Here is a 26813-nt window from a genome sequence, read left to right as displayed (position 1 = left end):
CCGTCAACAAGCTGATTATTGTGAGTCACTCTCAAAACACCTTCGGTGTTGTAAGGTTAAGCCTCTCGGGTCATTAGTACCGGTCAGCTCAACGCATCGCTGCGCTTACACACCCGGCCTATCTACGTCGTCGTCTTCAACGGCCCTTCAGGGGACTCGAAGTCCCAGGGAAGACTCATCTCGAGGCAAGTTTCCCGCTTAGATGCTTTCAGCGGTTATCTCTTCCGCACTTAGCTACCGGGCAATGCAATTGGCATCACAACCCGTACACCAGTGGTGCGTTCACTCCGGTCCTCTCGTACTAGGAGCAACCCCTCTCAATCTTCCAACGCCCACGGCAGATAGGGACCGAACTGTCTCACGACGTTCTAAACCCAGCTCGCGTACCACTTTAAATGGCGAACAGCCATACCCTTGGGACCTACTTCAGCCCCAGGATGTGATGAGCCGACATCGAGGTGCCAAACACCGCCGTCGATATGAACTCTTGGGCGGTATCAGCCTGTTATCCCCGGAGTACCTTTTATCCGTTGAGCGATGGCCCTTCCATTCAGAACCACCGGATCACTAAGACCTGCTTTCGCACCTGCTCGAGCCGTCACTCTCGCAGTCAAGCTAGCTTATGCCTTTGCACTAACCTCCTGATGTCCGACCAGGATTAGCTAACCTTCGTGCTCCTCCGTTACGCTTTGGGAGGAGACCGCCCCAGTCAAACTACCCACCAGACACTGTCCGCAACCCGGATTACGGGCCCACGTTAGAACATCAAACATCAAAGGGTGGTATTTCAAGGTCGGCTCCACGCAGACTGGCGTCCACGCTTCACAGCCTCCCACCTATCCTACACATCAAGGCTCAAGGTTCAGTGTCAAGCTATAGTAAAGGTTCACGGGGTCTTTCCGTCTTGCCGCGGGTACACTGCATCTTCACAGCGAGTTCAATTTCACTGAGTCTCGGGTGGAGACAGCCTGGCCATCATTACGCCATTCGTGCAGGTCGGAACTTACCCGACAAGGAATTTCGCTACCTTAGGACCGTTATAGTTACGGCCGCCGTTTACCGGGGCTTCGATCAAGAGCTTCGCCCTAAGGCTGACCCCATCAATTAACCTTCCGGCACCGGGCAGGCGTCACACCGTATACGTCCACTTTCGTGTTTGCACAGTGCTGTGTTTTTATTAAACAGTTGCAGCCAGCTGGTATCTGCGACTGGTCTCAGCTCCATCCGCAAGGGACTTCACCAAATCCAGCGTGCCTTCTCCCGAAGTTACGGCACCATTTTGCCTAGTTCCTTCACCCGAGTTCTCTCAAGCGCCTGAGTATTCTCTACCTGACCACCTGTGTCGGTTTGGGGTACGATTGACTGTTACCTGGTGCTTAGAGGCTTTTCCTGGAAGCGTAGCATCGGTTACTTCGTCACCGTAGTGACTCGTCGTCACGCCTCAGTGTTAACGGTGTTCCGGATTTTCCAAAAACACCCACCTTCACGCTTAAACCGGGACTACCGTCGCCCGGCCAACCTAGCTTTCTCCGTCCCCCCTTCGCAGTAACAACCAGTACGGGAATATTAACCCGTTTCCCATCGACTACGCCTTTCGGCCTCGCCTTAGGGGTCGACTCACCCTGCCCCGATTAACGTTGGACAGGAACCCTTGGTCTTCCGGCGTGCGGGTTTTTCACCCGCATTATCGTTACTTATGTCAGCATTCGCACTTCTGATACCTCCAGCAGCCCTCACAGGCCACCTTCTACGGCTTACAGAACGCTCCCCTACCCAACGAACGTATCCTTAAAACGCCTTGCCGTCTGTCAGCGCTCAGGCCAACTCAACGTTTTTGTGGCTTGAACGTGCCAGCTTCGCCGTCACGTTAAGCGTTTTAAGTGATACGTTCGCTGCCGCAGCTTCGGTGCATGGTTTAGCCCCGTTACATCTTCCGCGCAGGCCGACTCGACCAGTGAGCTATTACGCTTTCTTTAAATGATGGCTGCTTCTAAGCCAACATCCTGGCTGTCTGGGCCTTCCCACATCGTTTCCCACTTAACCATGACTTTGGGACCTTAGCTGGCGGTCTGGGTTGTTTCCCTCTTCACGACGGACGTTAGCACCCGCCGTGTGTCTCCCGTGATTACATTCTACGGTATTCGCAGTTTGCATCGAGTTGGTAAGTCGGGATGACCCCCTAGTCGAAACAGTGCTCTACCCCCGCAGATGAGTTCACGAGGCGCTACCTAAATAGCTTTCGGGGAGAACCAGCTATCTCCCGGTTTGATTGGCCTTTCACCCCCAGCCACAAGTCATCCGCTAATTTTTCAACATTAGTCGGTTCGGTCCTCCAGTTAGTGTTACCCAACCTTCAACCTGCCCATGGCTAGATCACCGGGTTTCGGGTCTATACCCTGCAACTTGACGCCCAGTTAAGACTCGGTTTCCCTGCGGCTCCCCTATTCGGTTAACCTTGCTACAGAATATAAGTCGCTGACCCATTATACAAAAGGTACGCAGTCACCCCACCCCAAAACACTCACGGCTTGTTTTGTGTGTTGCTCATCGCAAAAAACGCGATGACAACCGTCACCTCGACATCCGCATCGCCTCTCGGCCCGGAAGTGTTTTGGTGGTGGGGCTCCCACTGCTTGTACGTACACGGTTTCAGGTTCTGTTTCACTCCCCTCGCCGGGGTTCTTTTCGCCTTTCCCTCACGGTACTGGTTCACTATCGGTCAGTCAGGAGTATTTAGCCTTGGAGGATGGTCCCCCCATCTTCAGACAGGATATCTCGTGTCCCGCCCTACTCATCGAACTCACAGCATGTGCATCTTCGTGTACGGGACTATCACCCTTTGTTGCGCGACTTTCCAGACGCTTCCACTGACACACAAACTGATGATGGTTCTGGGCTCCTCCCCGTTCGCTCGCCGCTACTGGGGGAATCTCGGTTGATTTCTTTTCCTCGGGGTACTGAGATGTTTCAGTTCCCCCGGTTCGCCTTTCATGGCTATGTATTCACCATGAAATAGTGCAACGTATTGCACTGGGTTTCCCCATTCGGGTATCGTCGGGTGTAACGGTTCATATCACCTTGCCGACGCTTTTCGCAGATTAGCACGCCCTTCATCGCCTCTGACTGCCTAGGCATCCACCGTGTACGCTTAGTCGCTTAACCTCACAACCCGAAGGTGTTTCTTTCTGTACGGCCTAGGGCCTCTTACAGAGAACACGTCGTGCTGCGATTATTTGAGAGACTCTGACACAACAAAATCATTACCCTCGCGGGTAATGTTCAGCTGCGTCGTTTCAATTTTCAGCTTGTTCCGGATTGTTAAAGAGCAAATACTTCGCAGCATACTGTCGCCAATACGCTCTGAAGTCTTTTTAATGGTGGAGCTATGCGGGATCGAACCGCAGACCTCCTGCGTGCAAAGCAGGCGCTCTCCCAGCTGAGCTATAGCCCCAAATCAGTCATACCTCTGCCAACTCGCTTAGCCGACGAAAGGTTCGTTGCGAGTAGCGCAGTGTGCAAACGCACATGAGCAACGCAGCAGCGAAGATTTCAAGGATAAGTAGAGTTGGTAGGCCTGAGTGGACTTGAACCACCGACCTCACCCTTATCAGGGGTGCGCTCTAACCACCTGAGCTACAAGCCTATTAAGGTATTTCTGCTCGTTATTTTCATCAGACAATCTGTTGTGGACACTGCACCTTCCAATATCTCACTTCAGTTTAAGGAGGTGATCCAACCGCAGGTTCCCCTACGGTTACCTTGTTACGACTTCACCCCAGTCATGAATCACAAAGTGGTAAGCGCCCCCCCTAAGGTTAAGCTACCTACTTCTTTTGCAACCCACTCCCATGGTGTGACGGGCGGTGTGTACAAGGCCCGGGAACGTATTCACCGTAGCATTCTGATCTACGATTACTAGCGATTCCGACTTCATGGAGTCGAGTTGCAGACTCCAATCCGGACTACGACGCACTTTATGAGGTCCGCTTACTCTCGCAAGTTCGCTTCTCTTTGTATGCGCCATTGTAGCACGTGTGTAGCCCTACTCGTAAGGGCCATGATGACTTGACGTCATCCCCACCTTCCTCCGGTTTATCACCGGCAGTCTCCTTTGAGTTCCCGACCGAATCGCTGGCAACAAAGGATAAGGGTTGCGCTCGTTGCGGGACTTAACCCAACATTTCACAACACGAGCTGACGACAGCCATGCAGCACCTGTCTCTCAGTTCCCGAAGGCACAAGACTGTCTCCAGTCTCTTCTGAGGATGTCAAGAGTAGGTAAGGTTCTTCGCGTTGCATCGAATTAAACCACATGCTCCACCGCTTGTGCGGGCCCCCGTCAATTCATTTGAGTTTTAACCTTGCGGCCGTACTCCCCAGGCGGTCGACTTAACGCGTTAGCTCCGGAAGCCACGGTTCAAGACCACAGCCTCCAAGTCGACATCGTTTACGGCGTGGACTACCAGGGTATCTAATCCTGTTTGCTCCCCACGCTTTCGCACCTGAGCGTCAGTCTTCGTCCAGGGGGCCGCCTTCGCCACCGGTATTCCTCCAGATCTCTACGCATTTCACCGCTACACCTGGAATTCTACCCCCCTCTACGAGACTCTAGCCTGTCAGTTTTGAATGCAGTTCCCAGGTTAAGCCCGGGGATTTCACATCCAACTTAACAGACCGCCTGCGTGCGCTTTACGCCCAGTCATTCCGATTAACGCTTGCACCCTCCGTATTACCGCGGCTGCTGGCACGGAGTTAGCCGGTGCTTCTTCTGCGGGTAACGTCAATCAACAAGATTATTAAGCTTGTTGCCTTCCTCCCCGCTGAAAGTGCTTTACAACCCGAAGGCCTTCTTCACACACGCGGCATGGCTGCATCAGGGTTTCCCCCATTGTGCAATATTCCCCACTGCTGCCTCCCGTAGGAGTCTGGACCGTGTCTCAGTTCCAGTGTGGCTGGTCATCCTCTCAGACCAGCTAGGGATCGTCGCCTAGGTGAGCCTTTACCCCACCTACCAGCTAATCCCATCTGGGCACATCCGATGGCGTGAGGCCATAAGGTCCCCCACTTTGCTCTTGCGAGGTTATGCGGTATTAGCTACCGTTTCCAGTAGTTATCCCCCTCCATCAGGCAGTTTCCCAGACATTACTCACCCGTCCGCCGCTCGTCACCCAAGGAGCAAGCTCCTTTGTGCTACCGCTCGACTTGCATGTGTTAGGCCTGCCGCCAGCGTTCAATCTGAGCCATGATCAAACTCTTCAATTTAAGATTTGTTTGATTCGCTAAGTTAATAGCATGCTCAAAGAATTTATAACTGTTTATTCGTAATGAATTTACTGTCAGTCACTCTTCAAGACTTTTTATATCGTTTGCGGATATCGTCTTGTGAGTGCCCACACAGATTGTCTGATTAAATTGTTAAAGAGCAGTGCCACGTTACGCCGTGGCGCGGGCCGCATATGTTATGCAATTCCGCTGTGAAGTCAAGTGATTATTGCCTGGCTTCCTACCGTCATCACAACCGCGTTGCCGCCGTTGCCGTGTCAGTGGAGGCGCATTATAGGGCGTTCTCGGCGGCTTACAAGGGCTAAATGCAAAAAAATAATCAAGCGCTTAAAAATAAGTCAAAAAACCATTTTTAGCCGGTTTTATGCGGAAAATAAGGGTTATCGATACAAAATAAATAAAGACGGGAGAAACAGCCGCTTTCTCCCGTTTTTGAGTTTGTCACCCAGCGGCTTTATTGGCGGGCAACGATGTTTTCACCATCAGCATCCAGCGTTACCGGTTTACCTGGGATTAATTTCCCAGAAAGAATCTGCTGAGCCAGCGGGTTTTCAATCAACTGCTGTATTGCCCTTTTAAGCGGACGGGCACCATAAACCGGATCGAAGCCAATTTCTCCCAGCCGTTCCAACGCCGCGTCGGTTATCGTCACCGTATAACCGCGCTCTTCAAGGCGTTTATACAAACGCTGTAGCTGGATCTTGGCGATAGAGGCGATATGTTGCCTACCCAGCGGATGGAATACCACCACTTCATCGATACGGTTGATAAACTCAGGACGGAAGCTATGGCTAACAACCTCAAGCACCATCCCCCTCATCTCCGCATAGCTCCGCTCGCCAAAGCGTTCCTGAATCAGGTCGGAACCCAGGTTCGAGGTCATAATCACCACGGTGTTGCGGAAATCGACCGTACGCCCCTGGCCGTCCGTCAGGCGCCCATCATCCAATACCTGCAGCAGAATGTTGAACACGTCCGGATGCGCCTTCTCGATCTCATCCAGCAGAATCACCGAATAAGGACGGCGACGCACGGCCTCCGTCAGGTAGCCGCCCTCTTCATAGCCGACATATCCCGGAGGCGCCCCCACTAAACGCGACACCGAATGCTTTTCCATAAACTCAGACATGTCGATACGAACCATCGCATCATCGCTGTCGAACAGGAAAGAGGCCAGCGTCTTACACAGTTCCGTTTTACCCACCCCGGTCGGCCCAAGGAACAGGAAAGAACCTATTGGGCGATTGGGATCGGACAAACCGGCGCGGCTGCGTCGAATAGAGTTCGCCACCGCTTCGACCGCTTCATCCTGTCCGATTACGCGCTGGTGCAACGCCTCTTCCATTCTTAACAGCTTTTCACGTTCGCTTTCCAACATTCTGGATACCGGAATACCGGTCCAGCGGGCAAGCACCTCGGCAATTTCAGTATCCGTAACGCGGTTACGCAACAAATGCATAGTTTTACCTTCAAGCTGCGTGGCCGCTGCCAGCTGTTTTTCCAACTCGGGAATTTTGCCGTATTGCAGCTCGGACATCTGCCCCAGATCGCCTTGACGGCGTGCTTGCTCCAGCGAAATTTTCGCCTGCTCTAACGCCGCCTTAATATTCTGAGTGCCGGTAAGCGATGCCTTTTCCGCTTTCCACTCTTCTTCCAGCTTGGAGTACTCGCGTTCCTTCTCTTCAAGCTCGGAACTTAACAGCTCTAAACGTTTTTGGCTGGCTTCATCCGACTCTTTTTTCAGCGCCTGCTGTTCCAGTTTCAACTGAATGATGCGACGGTCCAGACGATCCAACGGCTCGGGCTTTGAGTCAATCTGGATACGAATACTGGAAGCCGCCTCATCAATCAGGTCGATCGCCTTGTCCGGCAACTTGCGGTCCGCAATATAACGATGGGATAGCGTGGCCGCGGCAACAATCGCCGGGTCGGTAATCTGCACATGGTGATGCAGCTCATAGCGCTCTTTAAGACCGCGTAAAATAGCAATGGTATCTTCTACCGTCGGCTCGGCAACGAACACCTTCTGGAAACGGCGCTCCAAAGCAGCGTCTTTCTCTATATATTGCCGATATTCATCCAGCGTGGTGGCGCCGACGCAGTGCAGTTCGCCGCGCGCCAGAGCGGGCTTGAGCATATTCCCGGCATCCATGGCGCCGTCGGCTTTCCCGGCGCCCACCATCGTATGGAGTTCATCGATAAACAGGATAACGTTGCCTTCCTGCTTGGATAAATCGGTCAGCACCCCTTTTAAACGCTCTTCAAACTCCCCGCGGTATTTGGCGCCGGCGACCAGCGACCCCATATCCAGGGATAAAACGCGTTTGTTCTTTAAACCTTCCGGCACTTCGCCGTTAACAATACGCAGGGCCAGCCCTTCGACAATGGCGGTTTTACCCACCCCCGGCTCACCGATTAATACCGGGTTGTTTTTAGTTCGACGTTGTAATACCTGAATGGTACGGCGAATTTCCTCATCACGGCCAATAACCGGGTCAAGCTTGCCTTGTTCCGCACGCTCGGTCAGATCGATGGTATATTTTTTAAGCGCCTGCCGTTGATCCTCCGCGCCTTGATCGTTCACTTGTTCCCCCCCTCTTATCTGATCGATTGCTTTGGTAACGCTTTCTGGCGTCGCCCCCGCACGTTTCAGCACGTCACTTAGCGTACTGCGCGACTCCAGCACCGCCAACACAAAAAGCTCCGAGGAGATGAAAGTATCGCCACGTTTCTGCGCCAGCTTGTCGCAGACGTTTAATGTGCGAACCAACTCGCTGGACGGCTGAACATCGCCGCCGGTACCTTCGACCTGAGGTAAACGTATTATTGCCTGATCGACTTCATTTTTCAGGTGAGCAACATTGACGCCAGCCGCTGTCAATAGAGGACCGACAGTACCGCCTTCCTGATTAAGTAAAGCGCTCATCAGATGAAGAGGTTCGATAAATTGATGGTCGCGCCCGAGAGCAAGAGATTGGGCATCGGCGAGAGCAAGTTGAAACTTGCTGGTAAGACGATCCAGACGCATAACACCTCCCATATAACTGGTCAAAACTGCTACTGGAGATCAGATGAGGTCAACCCTCAAAATTTCAAGGTTATTTCGCCAGTAGTAATGGGATTAAAATGTTACTTGCCGTGGATCGTCTTAATTCAATAGGTTATATCAGCCAGATTAAACTTGCCATACGGCCCGTCACGCCATCACGCCGATAAGAGAAAAATTTTTGCCGATCGCTTACGGTGCAGTCGTCTCCGCCAAAAATTTGCGTCACGCCGGCTGCGCGCAAACGTAAACGCGCCAACTGGTATATATCGGCCAGAAACTTGTCGCCGTTAGCCCTGAATGCCGACTCGGCCACGGCGTCATGCCGGATAAATGCTTCGCGAACTTCCGCACCGACCTCAAATGCATCCGGACCGATTGCCGGGCCGAGCCATGCCATAATCCGCGACGGTTTCGCGCGGAAGCAGGAAAGCGTCTCTTCCAGTACGCCGGCGCACAGCCCGCGCCAGCCTGCATGCGCCGCGGCGACCTCATCGCCGGCGGCGGAACAAAACAGCACCGGTAAACAGTCGGCGGTCATCACGGCACAAACCCGCTCTTTCCGATCCGTATAAGCCGCGTCGCCGCGAACGGAAAGCGGAGCTGCACTGCCGATGCGAATCACATCCGTACCGTGAACCTGCTCCAACCAATGCGGCATTGATGGCAAACCCGCTTCATCAACCAGCATCTGACGGTTCACCCTCACCTTTTCGATATCATCACCGACATGGCTTCCCAGATTGAGCGCATCATACGGCGGCAAACTGGCGCCGTCATAACGAGTGGTGCTACAGGCCCGGATATTCTCCGGCATCGGCCAGTCAGGATAAATTAGCATCGTTTCATCACCAGTTGAGTTGATCCTGGAACGCTTCGGTATCGGCTTTTAATGCATTGATAAGATCGACCATATCTTGCGGCAAGGGCGCATGCCACTCCATTTGTATCCCGCTGACGGGATGATATAGCCGCAACATTGTGGCGTGCAGCGCCTGGCGATCAAAACCGCGCAGCACCGTAATGAACTCGTCAGATGCGCCTTTCGGCGGGCGAGGACGGCCGCCGTATAGCGGGTCCCCCACCAATGGATGGTTTATATGCGACATATGTACGCGAATCTGGTGGGTGCGTCCCGTTTCCAGGCGCAAGCGCAAGCGCGTGTGTGCGCGGAAATGCTCCATAATCCGGTAGTGTGTGACCGCCGGTTTCCCCATCGGATGGACCGCCATATGCGTGCGTTTTGTCGCATGACGCGCAATCGGCTCGTCAACCATTCCCCCCGCCGTCATGGTGCCAATGGCGACGGCCTCATATTCACGCGTAATTTCACGCGCCTGTAATGATTCAACCAGCCGGGTCTGTGCAGGGACGGTTTTCGCCACCACCATTAGCCCCGTGGTATCTTTATCCAGACGATGAACAATACCTGCCCGCGGAACATCCGCTATCTCAGGATAGTGATGCAACAGCGCATTGAGCACCGTGCCGTCAGGATTACCCGCGCCGGGATGAACCACCAAATCTCTGGGTTTATTAATTACCAGGATATCCTGATCTTCATACACGATATCCAGCGCGATATCCTGCGCTTCCCAGCGCGCCTCTTCCTCAATAAGCGCGTCAATCGCAATCGATTCGCCGCCCAGTACCTTCACTTTTGGCTTATTGCTGACAATGCCATTAATCTGTACCCGGTTCTCGAGGATCCACTCTTTTATACGAGATCGTGAATAATCAGGGAACAATTCGGCCAAAGCCTGATCTAAACGTTGTCCGAGTTGAGATTCGGCCACCGTTGCGGTGAGTTGTACTTGTTGTGCCATAGTTGCAGCTTCTTCGTTAACGTTGGGTTTTCACGGCGACGCCGTTTAAAATAATGTACTATTGTCACTGGTCTAAATCGGGAGCTTAACGGACAGTCTCCCGGAATAACACTCTGAGGATAATCAAAACGTCATGACGCGTATGAAATATCTGGTGGCTGCCGCCACGTTTAGCCTGGCGCTGGCTGGCTGCTCCAGCAATTCCAAGGATGCGGTTCCTGACAGTCCGCCGTCCGAACTGTATGCAAATGCTCAACAAAAACTGCAGGACGGCAACTTTAGAGCCGCCATCACGCAGTTGGAAGCACTGGACAACCGCTATCCATTCGGCCCCTATTCTCAGCAGGTGCAGTTGGACTTGATTTACGCCTACTATAAATCCGCCGAACTGCCGTTGGCCCAGGCCTCCATCGATCGTTTCCTGCGCTTAAACCCCACTCATACAAGCGCTGATTATGTCTTGTACATGCGTGGACTGACCGATATGGCTCTCGACGACAGCGCGCTACAGGGGTTCTTTGGCGTCGATCGCTCCGATCGCGACCCCCAGTATGCCCGCATGGCCTTCCGGGATTTCAGCCGGCTGATTCAAAGCTACCCAAACAGCCAGTATGCAACCGACGCCAATAAGCGGCTGGTCTATCTGAAAGAGCGATTGGCTAAATATGAACTTTCCGTCGCGCAATATTACACGAAACGCGGCGCTTATGTGGCAGTAGTTAATCGCGTCGAGCAAATGCTGCGTGATTATCCGGACACCAAGGCCACCAAAGATGCCTTGCCATTGATGGAAAATGCCTACCGCGAGCTTCAGTTGGCGACGCAGGCGGATAAAGTCGCTAAAATCATCGCTGCGAATCCGGCTTAAAATAACTGCGAATAAAAGAATAAGACGGCAGCTTCGGTTGCCGTTTTTTTATGGCGGGTTCAATATATCCTTTCGATAATGACATAGCTTATACCCCCTCTCAAGCACTTCCCGTCGATTCCTGAGCATGGTCCACAAATCACGTTTTCCTGACAAAAAGTGACAAAAAAAAGTGATCATAATCACGATTTTTGTCTTCACTCGCGTTATGCTGAAATTATCCAAGACGGACAAAGGCAGAGAGGTAAGTTATATGACTATCAATATTACCAGTAAGCAAATGGATATCACCCCCGCAATACGTCAGCATGTCGAAGACCGTCTTTCTAAACTGGATAAGTGGCAAGCCCATCTGATTAACCCGCACATCATTCTGTCAAAAGAACCTCAGGGTTTCGTTGCCGATGCAACAATCAGTACGCCAAACGGACCGCTGGTCGCCAGTGCCAAACATGAAGATATGTATGCCGCCATTAATGAGCTTATCGCCAAGCTTGAGCGCCAATTAAACAAAGTGCAGCATAAAGGCGAGGCGCGCCGGGCGGCGGCTTGCGTCAAAGATGCCAACCTGCAGGTGCCGCAGGAAGAATAATCCGACTTCATTATTGTTATCTAACGCGCCTGAGGGCGCGTTTTTGTATCTCGGGGGCCCTAAAGTGCCGTCTCTGTGCGTTGTTCAACATCGCTTCCGGCGATTTTGTATTGACAGGATGAAAAGCCAACCGTAACTTTACATGCTATTATTTCATACCTATGTTTCTTACATACCGGTTCAGCATGACTAACACACCGTTCTTCTTCATATTCTTTTTCACCTTCCCCTGATTTGGGAGGCGATTCGTCGTAAGAGCAAGAATACGAAGACGAACAAAAAGCCTCCTGAAACAGGAGGCTTTTTTTTATGGCGGGCTATCCCGGGCCGTCGCAGGCGACGTTGAAAATCGCTCCCGGCGATTTATAAGAACAGCAAACAGGTAACAGGATAATGACCGATAACCCACTACTGGCATTACGCGAGCGCATCAGCGAGCTGGATGTAAAATTACTGGAATTGTTAGCGGAGAGACGGGAGCTGGCGCTCGACATCGCACGCACTAAATTGCATTCTCATCGCCCTATCCGCGACAAAGAGCGCGAACGTGATTTGCTTGATAAGCTCACGGTCGCGGGGAAGAAATATCACCTCGACGGTCACTACATCACCCGTTTATTCCAGCTTATTATTGAAGATTCAGTGCTGACGCAGCAGGCGCTGCTGCAACACCATCTCAACCAGACCACCGCTCACTCCGCGCGCATAGCCTTTCTTGGGCCGAAGGGATCTTATTCGCATCTGGCGGCCCGCCAATATGCGGCCCGGCATTTCGAGCAGTTCATCGAGTGCGGCTGCCATAAATTCCAGGATATCTTCAATATGGTGGAAACGGGTCAGGCGGACTACGCCGTGTTGCCGATTGAAAATACAAGTTCAGGCTCCATTAACGATGTCTACGACCTGTTGCAGCACACCGGGTTGTCGATCGTCGGCGAACTGACGAATCCCATCAACCACTGCGTATTGGTTGCTACCGCGACCAGTCTCGATCAGATTGAAACCGTTTACAGCCACCCGCAGCCGTTCCAGCAATGCAGCCATTTCCTGAGTCGTTTCCCGGACTGGAAAATTGAATACTGCGAAAGCACCGCCGCGGCAATGGAAAAAGTGGCGGCGCTTAACTCGCCCAAAGCCGCGGCGTTGGGAAGCGAAGCCGGCGGCATGCTATATAACTTGCAGGTTCTCGAACACAATCTGGCCAACCAGTCGCAAAATATCACCCGGTTTATCGTTCTGGCGCGTAAGCCCATCGAAGTGACGGAACAGGTTCCGGCCAAGACCACGCTGATTATGGCGACAGGGCAGCAGTCAGGCGCGCTGGTTGAAGCGCTGCTGGTGCTGCGCGACCAGGGCATCATTATGACCAAACTGGAATCCCGGCCGATCAACGGCAACCCCTGGGAAGAGATGTTCTACATTGATGTGCAGGCCAATCTGCGCAGCGAGGCGATGCAGAAGGCACTGCGGGAATTGACATCGATTACGCGCTCACTGAAGGTGTTAGGCTGCTACCCCAGTGAAAACGTCGTGCCCGTAGACGTCAACGAGTGAAAGAGGCCATCCCGGCTATATCGCGGGATGGCGAATAGGCTGGTTGTTAAAACCTATTATTGCCGGATATCGTTGGCCTGACGTAATAAAGTCCTGCTTTCAGACAGGAATCGTCCGGCGTAATCACCAAACCAGCGTTCGATTCTTTTGAAGCTGTTGATAAACTCGGCTTTATCCGCATGTTCCAACAGCTCGATGACCTCGCCGAAACGTTTATAATAACGTTTAATCAATGCCAGATTATTTTCAGAAGACATAATGATGTCGGCGTATAGTTGCGGATCCTGAGCAAACAAGCGGCCTACCATGATCAATTCCAAACGGTAAATGGGCGATGACAACGCCAGCAACTGCTCCAGCTGTACGTTCTCTTCCGCCAAATGCAGGCCGTAAGCGAAAGTGGCAAAATGGCGCAGCGCCTGAATAAACATCATATTCTGATCGTGCTCCACCGCGCTGATGCGATGTAAACGCGCGCCCCACACCTGTATCTGCTCCAGCAGCCATTGATAGGATTCCGGCTGACGTCCGTCGCAATAGACCACCACCTGTTTCGCCAGGCTGCCGCTATCCGGTCCGAACATGGGATGCAGCCCAAGCACCGGTCCGCGATGGGCGGCCAGCATCGCTTGCAGCGGGCCGTTTTTGACCGAAGCCAAATCCACCAGAATACAGTCATCCGGCAATTTAGGCAGACGGGCGATAACCTGTTCAGTGACATGGATCGGCACGCTGACAATCACCATGCCGGCGTCAGATAGCAGGGTTTCCGCTTGCGGCCAGTCCTCCTGCTCCAGGATCCTGACCTGATACCCCGACAGCGTCAGCATTTTTTCAAACAGCGCCCCCATCTGCCCACGGCCGCCGACGATAACCACCGGACGCAGTTGAGGATTCAATGTCTTAAATCCCTTATCATTTTCGCTGGAGTAGGATTCGCGCATAACGCGACGCAAAATATCTTCAATCAGATCGGGAGGCACACCCAGCAGAGCGGCCTCTTTACGGCGCGAACTGAACATGGCGGCTTCGCGATCGGGCGCATAGATAGGCAAGCCATAACGGCTTTTGACCTCCCCCACTTCCGCCACCAAACGCAATCGGCGTGATAGCAGCGCTAACAGCTCTTTATCCACCTCGTCTATCTGATCACGCAACGCGGTCAGTTCAGCTACCATCTTCTGTTACTCTCCTGAATGTTTTACCCGTTCCGCGCCAAGCTCCTGATGTACGGAACGCAGTAACGTTTCTGTATTTTCCCAACTGATACAGGCATCCGTTACCGATACGCCATAGCGCATTTCCGCACGCGGCTGCTCTGAAGACTGGCTGCCTTCGTGAAGATGACTTTCCAGCATCAGGCCGATGATCGAACGGTTGCCTGCCTTAATCTGCTCAATGACCGACTCGACCACCAAGGGTTGCCGACGGTAATCTTTATTTGAGTTGCCATGGCTACAATCTACCATCAGCGCCGGATTCAGTCCCGCATCAAGCATCTGTTTTTCACATTCTGCAACGTCTGGCGCACTGTAGTTTGGCGTTTTGCCGCCGCGCAAAATAACATGGCCGTCCGCATTTCCCTGCGTGTGCAGCAGGCAAACCTGGCCGGATTGATTAATCCCCATAAACCGGTGCGGCATGGCCGCCGCTCTCATCGCATTAATTGCCGTGCCAAGGCTGCCGTCGGTGCCGTTTTTGAACCCGACGGGCATGGAGAGGCCGGATGCCATTTCGCGGTGCGTTTGCGATTCGGTGGTGCGGGCGCCAATCGCCGACCAACTGAACAGGTCGCCCAGATACTGCGGATTGTTGGGATCCAGCGCTTCAGTCGCCAGCGGTAACCCCATGTTAACCAGCTTGAGCAATAGCTCACGGGCGATATGCAACCCGGCTTCCACATCGCAAGAGCCATCCATGTGAGGATCGTTAATTAATCCTTTCCAACCGACGGTGGTGCGCGGCTTTTCAAAGTACACCCGCATAACGATATACAGCCGATCGCTCAATTCAGCCGAGAGGGATTGCAGACGGCGCCCGTACTCCAGGGCGGCATCGGTATCATGGATAGAACAGGGGCCGCATACGATCAGCAGACGCCGATCTCGCCCATGAATAATATTGGCGATGGTTTCGCGGGCGCTGGCGATGGCTTGGCGCTCGCCGTCGCTTAGCGGGAACTTGGCTTTCAGTTCATCCGGGGTAATCAGTATCTGTTCTTCCACAATATTGATGTTGTTAAGAGCGTCTTTTTGCATGTTTATATTTCCTGAAGAATCCTGTATGACGTAATCGATTAATGCCAGCTGCATTATGTTTACACCATAACACGAACCGTAAAGATTTCAATCCATATTTGTAAACTTAAAATTACCGCAGATATAAAACCACGCAGCGGCAAATCTGCCGCGCGCTTCACCGCTATCACTCCAATCCCATCAGCGAATGGTGGTAGAATCATCGGGACAAAGGGGGGAACGATGCTGAAAGCCATCATAATTGACGACGAACTGCCCGCTCGTGAAGAACTTTCATTGCTGCTGGAAAATGAACCTGACATAACGATTATCGCTCAGTGCGGCAACGCGCTTGAAGCGATACCGGCTATTCACCGCTTGCAGCCTGACGTGATTTTTCTGGACATACAGATGCCCAAGGTCAGCGGTCTGGAATTAGCCGCCATGCTGGATCCGGAAAACATGCCTTACGTGGTGTTCGTCACCGCCTATGACGAATACGCAGTGCGCGCCTTTGAAGAACATGCTTTCGACTACCTGCTTAAGCCGCTGGATTCGCAACGGCTGAATAAAACGTTGAATCGTTTACGCCGCGGCGCAAGTGTAAATAAAAATGTACACTTAATTACCGAACCCTATCTGCGCCATATCCCCTGCCACGGGCACAACCGCATTTTTTTGCTCAAGGTCGATGAAGTCGAATATCTCAGTTCCGAACTCGGCGGAGTGCACGTTGTGGGAGTAAACCAGACTGGCTATACGCAACTGTCGCTAAAAACGTTGGAAGAAAAAACGCCCCTGGTGCGCTGCCATCGAAAATATATGGTCAATACGGATCTGCTGAAAGAAATTAAACTGCTGGAGAACGGCGCGGCAGAAGTGCTCACCAACACCGGAAAACAGATTCCGGTGAGTCGCCGCTATCTCAAACTGCTAAAAGAAAAACTGGGCATCGTTTAAAAGCGATATGCTTTATACCCTAAATAATTCGAGTTGCAGGAAGGCGGCAAGGGAAGGACAAATTCGTCGGGAACGAATTTGACCAGCCAACGGCTGGCCTCTGGTGAGAGACAGGATGTCTCTCATTTAATCCCGATGAGCTTACTCAAGTAATTGATTCGGGTGACTGACAAATCTGCCTGGAGCAGATTTGAACGCTGCTTGCAGCGGCCCCAACGGGGCGAGGCCCAGGGAGGGGCCGAGTAATGCAGCCAACGCATCTGCAGCTTGAAGTATGACGGGTATATATGGCGATAACCAACTCACAAAAGGTTTGATATGAAATACAGTTACTGTCTGGCTGTAATTCTCTTTATCGCAGGCTGCCAACACAACGCCTCTGCGCCAACTGCCGACAACCAGAACACTTTCTGGTATGAAGCTGGTTACCAGGACGCCATATCCGGCCTGGTTGTCAAAGATAATAGCGTGTTGGAGGAGTGGTTTGGCAATCCCCAGATCGATCGCGAAGCCTATTTGCGCGGCTACGGCGCGGGGCAAGCGGACTTTTGTCGCATTGACAACATGCCTGCGTGGGGGAAATCCGGCAAAAATTTCCCCGCCAGCTGCGATGGCGTTGCCGATGCGGAACAACTACGAGTCCAGTGGCAACGGAGTATGAATCAACCCTAAAGCGCGCGGATAAAAAAAGGGTTTAGCCATTGGCTAAACCCTTGATAACTAATTACTTTCGGATGTCGCGAAAGCGCGCTATCAGTTGAGACGCTCTTTGATACGAGCAGACTTACCGGTGCGTTCACGCAGGTAGTACAATTTGGCTTTACGTACGGCGCCGCGGCGTTTAACAGCGATGCTGTCCACTACCGGGGAATGCGTTTGGAAAACGCGCTCTACGCCTTCGCCGTTGGAAATCTTGCGAACAGTAAATGCAGAATGCAGACCGCGGTTACGAATAGCGATAACCACGCCCTCGAATGCCTGCAGACGTTTTTTGCTACCTTCAACAACCCATACCTTCACTTCTACGGTATCACCCGGACGAAATGCAGGTACGTCCTGCTTCATCTGTTCTTGTTCAATTTGCTTGATAATGTTGCTCATAGTATGTCTCTTACCCTAGGTAAACTGATATTTGGGTTCGTCAGATAAAACGCGACGACCACCTAATACTCATGTTGCCCGGACTGATATTCTCGTTGGAATTCAGCCAGCAACGTTGCTTGCTCGTCAGTCAGAGCTAGGCTTTTCAGAAGTTCAGGTCTTCTAAGCCAGGTTCGGCCCAGCGACTGCTTCAACCGCCAGCGACGTATTTCAGCATGGTTTCCTGACAGTAAAACTGGCGGGACATCCATACCGGCCAACACTTCAGGACGAGTAAAATGAGGACAATCCAGCAACCCGTCAGCGAAAGAATCCTCTTCCGCGGAAGACTGATGACCCAGCACGCCCGGGATAAACCGGGAAACAGAGTCAATCAGCGCCATTGCCGGCAGTTCCCCGCCGCTGAGAACGTAATCACCGATTGACCATTCTTCGTCAATTTCGGTTTTAATTACGCGCTCATCAATTCCCTCATACCGCCCGCAAACCAGGATCATTTTCTGGTTGGCGGCGAGTTGACGCACGCCCTGCTGATCTAATTTACGGCCCTGAGGTGATAAGTAAATCACCCTGGCGCCTTCGCCTGCCGCTGCTTTCGCTGCGTGGATCGCATCCCGCAAGGGTTGCACCATCATCAGCATTCCGGGGCCGCCGCCGTATGGGCGATCGTCCACGGTGCGATGCCGGTCGTAAGCGAAGTCTCGCGGACTCCAGTACTGTACGCTCAGCAGGCCATTTTTAACTGCCCGGCCAGTGACTCCGTAATCAGTAATTGCGCGGAACATCTCTGGAAACAGGCTAATAACCCCAATCCACATAGTTTCGTTCCACCGGGTACTACTGGTTAATTCAGAGTTCAAAAACCAGGATCCCAATCTACTTCAATGGCTTGAGCAGAAAGGTCAACGCTCTTGACAACCTGTTCAGAGAGGAACGGAATCAGCCGCTCCTTGACCCCGAAGGCATCTTTCAGGTTAGCCCTTACCACCATCACGTCGTTGGAACCGGTTTCCATCATATCGATGACTTTTCCCAGTTGATAACCTGCTACGGTTACGACCTGACAGCCGATAAGATCCTTCCAGTAATAATCACCTTCATCCAGTTCCGGCAACTGAGCCGAATCAACGATAATCTCGCAATTGGTCAGTAAATTCGCCGCATCACGATCGTCAACATCTTTAATCTTGATGATCAGATCCTGATTGTGGTGTTTCCAGCTGTCAATCTCGACGGGCCGCCAACCACTTTTTGTCTGGATAAACCAAGGTTGATAATCAAAAATGCTCTCGGCATCTTCGGTGGATGAAAACACTCTGAGCCAACCTCGGATGCCATAAGTCGACCCCATCTTGCCCAATACAATCGGGTTAGCGGGAACTTGTGGGCTGAGTTGCTTGCTCATTGTCACCACCGCAACAGATTATGCCGCTTTCTTGGCGTCTTTGATCAGCGAAGATACGCGATCAGAAACGGTTGCGCCCAGGCCGACCCAATGTTCGATACGGTCCAGATCTAAACGCAGCGCTTCTGCCTGACCGGTTGCGATCGGGTTGAAGAAGCCTACGCGCTCAATGAAGCGACCGTCGCGCGCATTGCGGCTATCGGTCACGACAACTTGATAAAACGGGCGTTTTTTCGCGCCGCCACGTGCCAAACGAATTGTTACCATAACATCCTCTTTAGTTAATAAAACAACCGGGCCCCATCGAGGAACGGGGCCCAGTGTCATATAAAAAGCCCCAAAATTTTACTCATTTTGGCGCAGAAAGCAATCTAAAGCGTATCAACCCGCGATATTTGTCCGTTCGACAAGGTTTTCGCTATTAGCGCCCCGGGAATCCCGGCGGCATCATACCTTTCATGCCGCGCATCATTTTCGCCAAACCGCCATTCTTCATTTTCTTCATCATCCGCTGCATATCGTCAAACTGCTTCAGCAGACGGTTTACGTCCTGAACCTGCATCCCCGACCCGCTCGCAATACGACGCTTGCGCGATCCCTTGATGATTTCCGGCTTTGCGCGTTCCTTATGCGTCATCGAATTGATTATCGCTTCCATACGCACCAGAACTTTGTCATCCATCTGCGATTTCACGTTATCCGGCAGTTGGCCCATTCCCGGCATTTTACTCATCATGCTGGCCATGCCGCCCATATTGCGCATCTGCTTGAGCTGATCCAGAAAATCGGTCAAATCAAACCCGTCGCCCTTTTTGAGCTTATTGGCCAGTTTCTCAGCCTGAGTGCGATCGACTTTGCTTTCAATATCCTCGATAAGGGAAAGCACGTCGCCCATGCCAAGAATACGCGATGCCACACGCTCCGGGTAGAAAGGCTCCAGCGCGTCGGTTTTTTCCCCCACGCCGAGAAACTTGATGGGCTTGCCGGTGATATGTCGGATAGAGAGCGCTGCGCCGCCCCGGGCATCGCCATCGATCTTGGTGAGGATAACCCCGGTCAACGGCAGGGCTTCGTTGAAGGCTTTCGCCGTGTTCGCCGCGTCCTGCCCGGTCATGGCGTCAACCACAAACAGGGTTTCCACCGGATTAATCGCCGCGTGAACCTGCTTGATTTCGTCCATCATGGCGTCGTCGACATGAAGACGACCGGCGGTATCCACCAACAGCACATCGTAGAATTTCAGCCTGGCGTGCTGCAGCGCCCGACTGACGATATCAAGCGGTTTTTCCTGCGCATCGGAAGGGAAGAAATCGACCCCCACGCCTTGCGCCAGCGTCTCCAGCTGTTTGATGGCCGCCGGACGATAGACGTCGGCGGAAACCACCAGCACCTTTTTCTTCTGTTTTTCTTTAAGAAACTTGCCCAGTTTACCCACGCTGGTGGTTTTACCCGCCCCTTGCAAACCGGCCATCAACACCACCGCCGGCGGCTGAGCGGCCAGATTCAGCTCGGCGTTAATTTCGCCCATTGAGCTGACCAGCTCGTTCTTGACTATTTTGACGAACTCCTGACCGGGGGTCAGACTTTTGTTTACTTCGTGACCCACCGCCCGCTCTTTTACGCGGTTAATAAAGTCTCGCACCACGGGTAAAGCAACGTCGGCTTCAAGCAGCGCCATGCGAACTTCGCGCAGCGTTTCTTTTATATTGTCTTCAGTCAACCGCCCGCGGCCGCTGATATTGCGCAATGTGCGCGATAGTCGATCGGTTAAATTTTCAAACATATCTCATGCTCAATGTAAGACAAGCCGCCACCGCGACGCGAATGGCCGGGATTATAACACGAAAGCGGCGGCGATCTCTGCGCCCGGAATGGAGAACAGTTGGTGCCCATGGAGACTAACGTTATACTGACCGTTCATTTTACTTAGTTGATATTAATTAACCTACTCGAATGTCTGTTTTCGCTATAGTGGCTTTAGTCGCCTACACTCTCAGCCTCGGACTGATTATCCCCAGTCTGCTGCGCAAGAACAGTGCATATCGTCGGCTGGCAATATTTTCGGCCAGCGTTGCGCTTATCTGCCATGCAGTAGCGCTTTATCAACGGATTTTCGACGTCCATAGCGGCCAAAATCTTAGCCTGTTGAATATCGGCTCCCTTGTCAGTCTGATCATCTGCACCGTGATGACCATTGTCGCCTCACGTAACCGCGGCTGGTTTCTGCTGCCGATCGTCTATACGTTTGCCTTGATCAATCTGGCTTTCGCCAGCTTTATGCCCGGCGAATTCATCACCCACCTGGAGGAAACGCCGGGGCTGCTGTTCCATATCGGTCTGGCTCTGTTTTCCTATGCCACCCTGATTATCGCCGCCCTTTATGCGCTACAGTTGGTATGGCTGGACTACCTATTAAAAAATAAAAAACTGAGCTTCGCTGCCGATATGCCGCCGCTGATGAGCATCGAGCGTAAAATGTTCCACATCACCCAGATCGGCGTCATTCTTCTGACCCTGACGCTATGTAGCGGTCTGTTTTATATGGATGACTTGATCAATAACAAAGAGAATCTGCATAAGGCGCTGTTTTCTTTGTTTGCCTGGTTTATTTACATCCTGCTGCTCTGGGGGCACTACCACGAAGGATGGCGCGGACGGCGGGTTGTATGGTTTAGCCTGGTCGGCGCGCTGCTACTGACGTTATCCTACTTCGGCAGTCGGGTGATACAACACTTCGTTGCCGTCTGAGACGGCAGTCCGTAAAAAAAGCCGCGCAGTTGCGGCTCTTTTTTTATGGCGACAGCAATTAGATATGTAACTCAACCAGCTTGTCTTTCGGCAACGCCAGTTCATCATTCTGATTGATGCCAATATCGTGATCGATAATGTGCCGGGCGATCTCCTGCGCTTCGGCCAGAGAGTGCATCTCATAGGTCCCGCACTGGTATTCGTTCAGCTCGGGGATTTTACGCTGATCGGTCACTTTCAGCACGTCGGCCATGGCGGCTTTCCAGGCATCCGCGACGCGCTGTTCGGCAGGCGTGCCAATCAGACTCATATAGAAGCCCGTGCGACAGCCCATAGGTGAAATATCGATAATCTCCACCCCGTCGCCGTTCAGGTGATCGCGCATAAAACCGGCAAACAGGTGCTCCAGCGTATGAATACCGCGTTCCGGCATCACTTCGATATTAGGACGGCAAAAACGCAGATCGAATACGGTAATGGTGTCGCCATGAGGGGTTTTCATGGTTTTTGCAACCCTGACGGCAGGCGCAGCCATGCGGGTATGATCTACAGTAAAACTATCTAGTAACGGCATAATGTCACCTCCTCATAGAAAAAATTCATTTTTTCTCGTTTCCGGGAAACTTTTCATTTTTATGCGGGTCTGAATTCCTGAAAGACGCGCAATTATCATCATCATCCCTATTTAGAGATGTTTCTTTGGCCACATTGACTGTGGCCTTTTCTTTTTACTGCGCCGCCAGATATTCATCAAAACTGATTTTATCTTCTGCTTCAATCTGCCGCTGACGACGCCATGAACGTTCACTTTCCGCCGCCAGCTGTTCTTCTGTCAATACCTGCAGCGGCTCATGGCAAAGTATCTTACGATACTCTTCCGCCAGATTAAGTCCTACCCCTCCGCTGTCGCTTTCTTTCATCAGGCTCAGCAAGCGAGCGGAGAAGGTGCTTTCAGGATCATCAAAACCGCTAATCAGCTCATCACAAACCTGTTGATAATGAGGCTGATCGTTACCGTCATCCAGCACCTCCGCCACTCGGCGTAGATCGGCGAATAACGATTTACCGACCTCGGCAATCGGATGTTGGTCCGTTTCACATCCCATTCCCACGGTTTGTCCCGGTTTACGGCCTTCCAGTATCACTCTATTCCAGTTTTTACGGGTACAGAGCAGTTCATCCGCGCTCATTTCCGGCGCATCCGCCAATGCGCACCAAATCAGGAATAAATCCAGAAAACGCACCTGACTGGCGCTGACGCCGATGGGTGAAAAAGGATTGATATCCAACGATCGCACTTCAATATATTCGATCCCGCCGCGCAGCAAGGCGTCAGCAGGAGATTCTCCCGGTCGGGTAACCCGTTTCGGTCTTATTGGCGCATAGAGTTCATTTTCAATCTGCAACGCATTGGTGTTCAACTGTAAATAACGGCCGTCTTTCTTCAGTCCAATACGCGCATACTCTGCGGAGGGAATTTTTATCGCCCGTTTCAATGCGGCCACATAGGTGTTCAAATCGTTAAACGTAATGCCGAGATTGCTTTGTGTTTTATTAGTGTAGCCCAGATCGCTCAGCCGCAAAGATGTGGCATAAGGCAGGTAACACATTCCCTTATCGGTACGCGTAAACGGCAGCGAGGTTTCCCTGCCTTGCAGGAAGGAAGAACAGATGGCCGGAGAGGCGCCGAAGAGATACGGAATGATCCAGCCGAATCGGTAATAGTTTCGAATCAGCCGAAAATAGCCCGCCGAGATTTCTACTTTACCGCTTTCCTCATCGCGGACGCCGGCCCGGGCTTGCCAGAACGCCAGCGGCAACGAGAAATTATAATGCACGCCCGCAATCGTCTGCATCAACGCGCCGTAACGGTTTTTCAATCCTTCGCGATATAGCGTTTTAAAACGCCCAATGTTGGATGAGCCGTACTGCGCCAGTTCAATCTCCTGCTCTTCGGCAATGAAGCACGGCATGCTCAACGGCCACATGCGCTCATCGCCCAAATTGCGCGCGACATGGCGATGAATATCGCCCAGGAACGCCAACAGATGGTCGATATCTTTATCGACCGGAGTAATGAATTCCAATAATGTCTCGGCGAAATCCGTGGTGATCCACGGATGCGTCAATGCCGCACCTAATTTCTCTGGATGCCCGGTGGTAGCCAGATGTCCGTTTGCCTGCACGCGCAACGTTTCGCGTTCAATTCCGCGCTGGATACCGCTTACTGCCTGAGGATTATTTTCCAGCCAGGAAAGAGCCGGTGATATATCCGGGATCAAATCGACCTCCCGATGTTAAAAAGTAATGTTTATAAGCATAATTGAAACTCGACAGCGCTCACCAGATCTCATTTTTATCCGGTCAAGACCACCATGCCATGCCTTGTAAAGTTATCCCTGCCAGAACGATATAGCGCAGCGCTTTTCCGATACATATAAAAATCGCCGAACACATCCAGGGCATGCGCAACCAACCCGCCAACACGCACAATAAATCTCCGACGACCGGAACCCAGCTAAATAATAGCGCAGGCGGGCCATAACGCTGTAGCCAGCCTAGCGCCATCATATATCCGATCTGCGTTTTTGGCCGAGGCAGCAAGCGTCCGATAAAAACATTGGTTAATCCGCCCAGGGTATTTCCCGCCGTCGCCACAATAATCAGCAAGACGGGCCTGACGCCGTCAGAAACCAATAAGGTTACCAGCAACACCTCCGAGCTGCCGGGCAACAATGTCGCACTCAGCAAGCTACTCCAGAAGAGAGAAAAAGCCGCCCAGAATTCACTCACAGCTTACGAACATCAACCACCGCCATTTTCGCCCTTACAGCCGCCTCGATGCCGTAATCCGCATCCTCAAACACCACGCAATGTTCCGGCGCAACCGCAATAAGCTCGGCGCAACGCAAAAAGGTATCGGGGAAAGGCTTATGATTGTCGACATCATCCGCGCCCACAATTGCATCAAAGTAGTCACGCAGGCCCAGATGTGTTAACAGTTTGTCGGCCATACCATGGGTACTCCCGGTTCCAACTGCCATCGGGCGGCGTCCGCGATAGGATTTGACGACATCGATAAGCGGCAGGGGTTTTACCGTGTCCAACAGCATTTCCTCCACCACGGTGGTTTTTTCAGCAGCCAGCCGATAGGGATCGATATCAACCTGGTGACTGCCGATAATCGCCTGAGCAATACGCCAGGTGGGAGACCCATTCAGCGCGGTCATGGCTTTGGCGTCATAGGTCATCCCGTATCTTGCCAAGACCTTATTCCACGCTTTGTGATGTGTTGGTTCCGTATCGAGGATGGTGCCGTCCATATCAAAGATCAGGCCTTGATAGCGATCGTACATCATGACTCCATGCTCACTGAAAACGAGGGACTACTTTATCGCAAAGTGAAAACGTTGTCGCTTATTCAATAATGTCATGAAAACAAGGCCGTTGGCGGCGTCATGGCCAAGCGATAAGGCAGATTGACGATGTGCGACCTATGCATTGAAAGGCGCGGGAGAGGATGGGGTAAGGTTGGAAATTCAGACGGGGGTTGCGGTCATTACCAAACTAATATGGTGCATCCGGGAGGATGACTCGGCTGCGCCTCGCCCTGCGGGCCGTTGCTAACGCAACATTATCCTCCCTAGTACTGGCTTGGTGAAACCAAAATATACCAGACTCGGGTCGCTGTCATTCCGGAGTAATATGGTGCATCCGGGAGGATTCGAACCTCCGACCGCTCGGTTCGTAGCCGAGTACTCTATCCAGCTGAGCTACGGATGCATAATGACGCTAAGGTTATTTTACTTAACAGGGGTAAGCGAATAACTTGCTGTAAACCAATTGAGATACCTAAGAATGGTGCATCCGGGAGGATGACTCGGCTGCGCCTCGCCCTGCGGGCCGTTGCTAACGCAACGTTATCCTCCCTAGTCCTGGCTTGGTGAAACCAAAATATACCAGACTTGGGTCGCTGTCATTCCAGAGCAATATGGTGCATCCGGGAGGATTCGAACCTCCGACCGCTCGGTTCGTAGCCGAGTACTCTATCCAGCTGAGCTACGGATGCATTGATAATTCTTTGTACAACGTAGCGTTTGCTCGACACTACTGATACCCGAATAGCGGGTTACAGCCATTTCCAAACTAAATATGGTGCATCCGGGAGGATGACTCGGCAACGCCTCGCCCTGCGGGCCGTTGCTAACGCAACGTTATCCTCCCTAGTCCTGGCTTGGTGAAACCAAAATATACCAGACTTGGGTCGCTGTCATTTCAGAGTAATATGGTGCATCCGGGAGGATTCGAACCTCCGACCGCTCGGTTCGTAGCCGAGTACTCTATCCAGCTGAGCTACGGATGCAAATAAATGGCGGTGAGGGAGGGATTCGAACCCTCGATGCAGCTTTTGACCGCATACTCCCTTAGCAGGGGAGCGCCTTCAGCCTCTCGGCCACCTCACCAAACACTACCTGCGATTACCACGAAAACTTCTTATTGGTGCTCACCGGTACTGCGTGGCGCACATATTACTTTCCAGGACTTATAAGTCAAACAATTTTTCCCAACTTAGGTTTGTTTGCGCAATTCCCGCCCAAGACGAGCAGATTCACAACAAAAAGCGCATTTTATCAACAAAAAAACAGATGCTTATCTTATTGGTGAAAAAGATAATCAAAGAGGATAAAGCCTGTAGAGCAACATGCGGAAGGGTAAAACGCGGGAAATAACAATAGCGCCCCGTTTCTGCGAGACGCATTGTCAATCAATAGGATGTCGGTTGAGATTTCTCTGCCTGAATTCGCTGGTAGATCTCTTCACGGTGGACAGAAACCTCTTTAGGAGCGTTAACGCCAATACGCACCTGATTGCCTTTTACCCCTAGTACGGTAACCGTTACCTCATCGCCGATCATGAGGGTTTCGCCAACTCGACGAGTCAAAATAAGCATTCTTTGCTCCTTGAAAGATTATAAAGAGTCGGGTCTCTCTGTCTCCCCGTCATTATCCATCATGTGCCGTGAAAACGTAAACCTAGATGGTAATGTAAACCTTCACCATCTCACTCATTGTTTGTCGCTACTTTCAGTTTAGTCGATATAAGTAGCTTGTGCCTTTGTTATCGCAACAAGACGCCAAGCCGATCCAACTTCCAACCTCTGAAGATGGCGTCTTGTGCATCTTGCTTGCCGGA

Annotated in this window: 22 protein-coding genes, 6 tRNA genes, 2 rRNA genes and 1 other annotated feature; of the genes, 7 read left to right on the top strand and 23 right to left on the bottom strand. The window is 52.1% G+C overall.

Features of this window, described 5'->3' with window-relative positions; all coding sequences use genetic code 11:
• Positions 1 to 52: 52 nt before the first annotated feature.
• From EH206_RS05305 to rluD, 7 genes are all read right to left on the bottom strand, one after another.
• Positions 53 to 3162, bottom strand: a 23S ribosomal RNA gene (locus EH206_RS05305).
• Between the two features lie 213 nt (positions 3163 to 3375).
• Positions 3376 to 3451 (bottom strand) — tRNA-Ala (locus tag EH206_RS05300).
• 115 nt (positions 3452 to 3566) lie between these two features.
• Positions 3567 to 3643: transfer RNA gene (locus EH206_RS05295), tRNA-Ile, on the bottom strand.
• A 77-nt stretch (positions 3644 to 3720) separates the two neighbouring features.
• Positions 3721 to 5262, bottom strand: a 16S ribosomal RNA gene (locus tag EH206_RS05290).
• The 16S and 23S rRNA genes sit together here with 2 tRNA genes alongside, the layout of an rRNA operon.
• Positions 5263 to 5737: 475 nt before the next feature.
• Positions 5738 to 8311: an ATP-dependent chaperone ClpB gene (gene clpB, locus EH206_RS05285; RefSeq protein ID WP_009111768.1), complete on the bottom strand. Its 2574-nt coding sequence runs from the start codon at positions 8309 to 8311 to the stop codon at positions 5738 to 5740.
• Positions 8312 to 8444: 133 nt separating this feature from the next.
• Positions 8445 to 9170 carry a purine nucleoside phosphorylase YfiH gene (gene yfiH, locus EH206_RS05280; RefSeq protein ID WP_009111767.1) on the bottom strand — a complete coding sequence of 242 codons (726 nt, stop codon included), beginning with the start codon at positions 9168 to 9170 and terminating at the stop codon, positions 8445 to 8447.
• A gap of 7 nt (positions 9171 to 9177) precedes the next feature.
• On the bottom strand, positions 9178 to 10155 hold the full coding sequence (gene rluD, locus EH206_RS05275; RefSeq protein ID WP_009111766.1) for a 23S rRNA pseudouridine(1911/1915/1917) synthase RluD: 978 nt from the start codon (positions 10153 to 10155) through the stop codon (positions 9178 to 9180).
• Positions 10156 to 10288: 133 nt separating this feature from the next.
• Here rluD and bamD point away from each other — a divergent pair, with 133 nt between their 5' ends.
• The 4 genes from bamD to pheA all read left to right on the top strand — a co-directional run bounded on the left by bamD (position 10289) and on the right by pheA (position 13169).
• A complete protein-coding gene (gene bamD / locus EH206_RS05265; RefSeq protein WP_009111765.1) occupies positions 10289 to 11023 on the top strand; it encodes an outer membrane protein assembly factor BamD in 735 nt (244 codons plus the stop codon).
• A 253-nt stretch (positions 11024 to 11276) separates the two neighbouring features.
• A complete protein-coding gene (gene raiA / locus EH206_RS05260) occupies positions 11277 to 11615 on the top strand; it encodes a ribosome-associated translation inhibitor RaiA (protein ID WP_009111764.1) in 339 nt (112 codons plus the stop codon).
• Positions 11616 to 11799: 184 nt separating this feature from the next.
• Positions 11800 to 11925 (top strand) — a sequence feature (Phe leader region).
• Positions 11801 to 11848, top strand: a complete 48-nt coding sequence (locus tag EH206_RS23160) for a hypothetical protein (RefSeq protein WP_198008340.1) — start codon at positions 11801 to 11803, stop codon at positions 11846 to 11848. (Overlaps the previous feature by 48 nt.)
• 83 nt (positions 11926 to 12008) lie before the next feature.
• Positions 12009 to 13169: a bifunctional chorismate mutase/prephenate dehydratase gene (gene pheA / locus EH206_RS05255; RefSeq protein ID WP_009111763.1), complete on the top strand. Its 1161-nt coding sequence runs from the start codon at positions 12009 to 12011 to the stop codon at positions 13167 to 13169.
• A 56-nt stretch (positions 13170 to 13225) separates the two neighbouring features.
• On the opposite strand, the gene tyrA is transcribed toward pheA, so the two are convergent.
• Positions 13226 to 14347, bottom strand: coding sequence for a bifunctional chorismate mutase/prephenate dehydrogenase (gene tyrA / locus EH206_RS05250; protein ID WP_009111762.1), 1122 nt, complete (start codon positions 14345 to 14347; stop codon positions 13226 to 13228).
• Positions 14348 to 14353: 6 nt separating this feature from the next.
• A complete protein-coding gene (locus EH206_RS05245; protein ID WP_009111761.1) occupies positions 14354 to 15427 on the bottom strand; it encodes a 3-deoxy-7-phosphoheptulonate synthase in 1074 nt (357 codons plus the stop codon).
• 222 nt (positions 15428 to 15649) lie between these two features.
• Here EH206_RS05245 and btsR point away from each other — a divergent pair, with 222 nt between their 5' ends.
• Both btsR and EH206_RS05235 read left to right on the top strand, forming a co-directional pair.
• The gene (btsR, locus tag EH206_RS05240; protein ID WP_009111760.1) at positions 15650 to 16366 is read left to right on the top strand and encodes a two-component system response regulator BtsR; all 717 of its coding nucleotides are present in this window, start codon (positions 15650 to 15652) and stop codon (positions 16364 to 16366) included.
• A gap of 318 nt (positions 16367 to 16684) precedes the next feature.
• Positions 16685 to 17038, top strand: coding sequence for a DUF2799 domain-containing protein (locus EH206_RS05235; RefSeq protein ID WP_009111759.1), 354 nt, complete (start codon positions 16685 to 16687; stop codon positions 17036 to 17038).
• Between the two features lie 81 nt (positions 17039 to 17119).
• Here the strand turns inward: EH206_RS05235 and rplS are convergent, their stop codons facing one another.
• The 5 genes from rplS to ffh form a co-directional block, all read right to left on the bottom strand.
• Positions 17120 to 17467, bottom strand: coding sequence for a 50S ribosomal protein L19 (gene rplS, locus EH206_RS05230; RefSeq protein WP_009111758.1), 348 nt, complete (start codon positions 17465 to 17467; stop codon positions 17120 to 17122).
• Positions 17468 to 17529: 62 nt separating this feature from the next.
• On the bottom strand, positions 17530 to 18285 hold the full coding sequence (gene trmD / locus EH206_RS05225) for a tRNA (guanosine(37)-N1)-methyltransferase TrmD (protein WP_009111757.1): 756 nt from the start codon (positions 18283 to 18285) through the stop codon (positions 17530 to 17532).
• A gap of 38 nt (positions 18286 to 18323) precedes the next feature.
• Complete coding sequence (gene rimM / locus EH206_RS05220) at positions 18324 to 18872, bottom strand: ribosome maturation factor RimM (RefSeq protein WP_009111756.1); 549 nt, start codon at positions 18870 to 18872, stop codon at positions 18324 to 18326.
• A gap of 18 nt (positions 18873 to 18890) precedes the next feature.
• Positions 18891 to 19139, bottom strand: a complete 249-nt coding sequence (rpsP, locus tag EH206_RS05215) for a 30S ribosomal protein S16 (RefSeq protein ID WP_009111755.1) — start codon at positions 19137 to 19139, stop codon at positions 18891 to 18893.
• A 154-nt stretch (positions 19140 to 19293) separates the two neighbouring features.
• Complete coding sequence (gene ffh / locus EH206_RS05210; protein ID WP_009111754.1) at positions 19294 to 20655, bottom strand: signal recognition particle protein; 1362 nt, start codon at positions 20653 to 20655, stop codon at positions 19294 to 19296.
• A 170-nt stretch (positions 20656 to 20825) separates the two neighbouring features.
• Between ffh and EH206_RS05205 the strand changes: the two genes are divergently transcribed.
• Positions 20826 to 21620: a cytochrome C assembly family protein gene (locus EH206_RS05205; RefSeq protein ID WP_009111753.1), complete on the top strand. Its 795-nt coding sequence runs from the start codon at positions 20826 to 20828 to the stop codon at positions 21618 to 21620.
• Positions 21621 to 21678: 58 nt separating this feature from the next.
• Here EH206_RS05205 and luxS read toward each other — a convergent pair whose 3' ends face one another.
• The 9 genes from luxS to csrA all read right to left on the bottom strand — a co-directional run bounded on the left by luxS (position 21679) and on the right by csrA (position 26571).
• Complete coding sequence (gene luxS, locus EH206_RS05200; protein ID WP_009111752.1) at positions 21679 to 22194, bottom strand: S-ribosylhomocysteine lyase; 516 nt, start codon at positions 22192 to 22194, stop codon at positions 21679 to 21681.
• 154 nt (positions 22195 to 22348) lie between these two features.
• A complete protein-coding gene (gene gshA, locus EH206_RS05195) occupies positions 22349 to 23902 on the bottom strand; it encodes a glutamate--cysteine ligase (protein WP_009111751.1) in 1554 nt (517 codons plus the stop codon).
• Between the two features lie 82 nt (positions 23903 to 23984).
• A complete protein-coding gene (locus tag EH206_RS05190; RefSeq protein ID WP_009111750.1) occupies positions 23985 to 24413 on the bottom strand; it encodes a YqaA family protein in 429 nt (142 codons plus the stop codon).
• On the bottom strand, positions 24410 to 24976 hold the full coding sequence (gene yqaB / locus EH206_RS05185) for a fructose-1-phosphate/6-phosphogluconate phosphatase (protein WP_009111749.1): 567 nt from the start codon (positions 24974 to 24976) through the stop codon (positions 24410 to 24412). Before yqaB ends, EH206_RS05190 begins: the two co-directional genes overlap by 4 nt.
• Before the next feature lie 350 nt (positions 24977 to 25326).
• Positions 25327 to 25403, bottom strand: a tRNA-Arg gene (locus EH206_RS05180).
• A 209-nt stretch (positions 25404 to 25612) separates the two neighbouring features.
• A tRNA-Arg gene (locus tag EH206_RS05175) sits at positions 25613 to 25689 on the bottom strand.
• A 217-nt stretch (positions 25690 to 25906) separates the two neighbouring features.
• Positions 25907 to 25983: transfer RNA gene (locus EH206_RS05170), tRNA-Arg, on the bottom strand.
• 7 nt (positions 25984 to 25990) lie between these two features.
• A tRNA-Ser gene (locus tag EH206_RS05165) sits at positions 25991 to 26083 on the bottom strand.
• A 302-nt stretch (positions 26084 to 26385) separates the two neighbouring features.
• Positions 26386 to 26571: a carbon storage regulator CsrA gene (gene csrA / locus EH206_RS05160; RefSeq protein WP_005972168.1), complete on the bottom strand. Its 186-nt coding sequence runs from the start codon at positions 26569 to 26571 to the stop codon at positions 26386 to 26388.
• Positions 26572 to 26813: the final 242 nt, after the last annotated feature.

Origin of the sequence: Brenneria nigrifluens DSM 30175 = ATCC 13028 (assembly GCF_005484965.1) — a bacterium.
Lineage (GTDB): Bacteria > Pseudomonadota > Gammaproteobacteria > Enterobacterales > Enterobacteriaceae > Brenneria > Brenneria nigrifluens.
Note: the sequence above shows the minus strand (reverse complement) of the source record. Positions and strands in the feature narration are given on the sequence as shown.

Excerpts from the sequence above, each read along its gene's own strand:
- rplS (WP_009111758.1), bottom strand. The coding sequence starts at position 17,467 with ATGAGCAACATTATCAAGCAAATTGAACAAGAACAGATGAAGCAGGAC.
- yqaB (WP_009111749.1), bottom strand. The coding sequence starts at position 24,976 with ATGTACGATCGCTATCAAGGCCTGATCTTTGATATGGACGGCACCATC.
- rimM (WP_009111756.1), bottom strand. The coding sequence starts at position 18,872 with ATGAGCAAGCAACTCAGCCCACAAGTTCCCGCTAACCCGATTGTATTG.
- yfiH (WP_009111767.1), bottom strand. The coding sequence starts at position 9,170 with ATGCTAATTTATCCTGACTGGCCGATGCCGGAGAATATCCGGGCCTGT.
- clpB (WP_009111768.1), bottom strand. The coding sequence starts at position 8,311 with ATGCGTCTGGATCGTCTTACCAGCAAGTTTCAACTTGCTCTCGCCGAT.
- rpsP (WP_009111755.1), bottom strand. The coding sequence starts at position 19,139 with ATGGTAACAATTCGTTTGGCACGTGGCGGCGCGAAAAAACGCCCGTTT.
- rluD (WP_009111766.1), bottom strand. The coding sequence starts at position 10,155 with ATGGCACAACAAGTACAACTCACCGCAACGGTGGCCGAATCTCAACTC.
- EH206_RS05245 (WP_009111761.1), bottom strand. The coding sequence starts at position 15,427 with ATGCAAAAAGACGCTCTTAACAACATCAATATTGTGGAAGAACAGATA.
- btsR (WP_009111760.1), top strand. The coding sequence starts at position 15,650 with ATGCTGAAAGCCATCATAATTGACGACGAACTGCCCGCTCGTGAAGAA.
- trmD (WP_009111757.1), bottom strand. The coding sequence starts at position 18,285 with ATGTGGATTGGGGTTATTAGCCTGTTTCCAGAGATGTTCCGCGCAATT.
- pheA (WP_009111763.1), top strand. The coding sequence starts at position 12,009 with ATGACCGATAACCCACTACTGGCATTACGCGAGCGCATCAGCGAGCTG.
- raiA (WP_009111764.1), top strand. The coding sequence starts at position 11,277 with ATGACTATCAATATTACCAGTAAGCAAATGGATATCACCCCCGCAATA.
- EH206_RS05235 (WP_009111759.1), top strand. The coding sequence starts at position 16,685 with ATGAAATACAGTTACTGTCTGGCTGTAATTCTCTTTATCGCAGGCTGC.
- tyrA (WP_009111762.1), bottom strand. The coding sequence starts at position 14,347 with ATGGTAGCTGAACTGACCGCGTTGCGTGATCAGATAGACGAGGTGGAT.
- bamD (WP_009111765.1), top strand. The coding sequence starts at position 10,289 with ATGACGCGTATGAAATATCTGGTGGCTGCCGCCACGTTTAGCCTGGCG.
- ffh (WP_009111754.1), bottom strand. The coding sequence starts at position 20,655 with ATGTTTGAAAATTTAACCGATCGACTATCGCGCACATTGCGCAATATC.
- csrA (WP_005972168.1), bottom strand. The coding sequence starts at position 26,571 with ATGCTTATTTTGACTCGTCGAGTTGGCGAAACCCTCATGATCGGCGAT.
- luxS (WP_009111752.1), bottom strand. The coding sequence starts at position 22,194 with ATGCCGTTACTAGATAGTTTTACTGTAGATCATACCCGCATGGCTGCG.
- EH206_RS05205 (WP_009111753.1), top strand. The coding sequence starts at position 20,826 with ATGTCTGTTTTCGCTATAGTGGCTTTAGTCGCCTACACTCTCAGCCTC.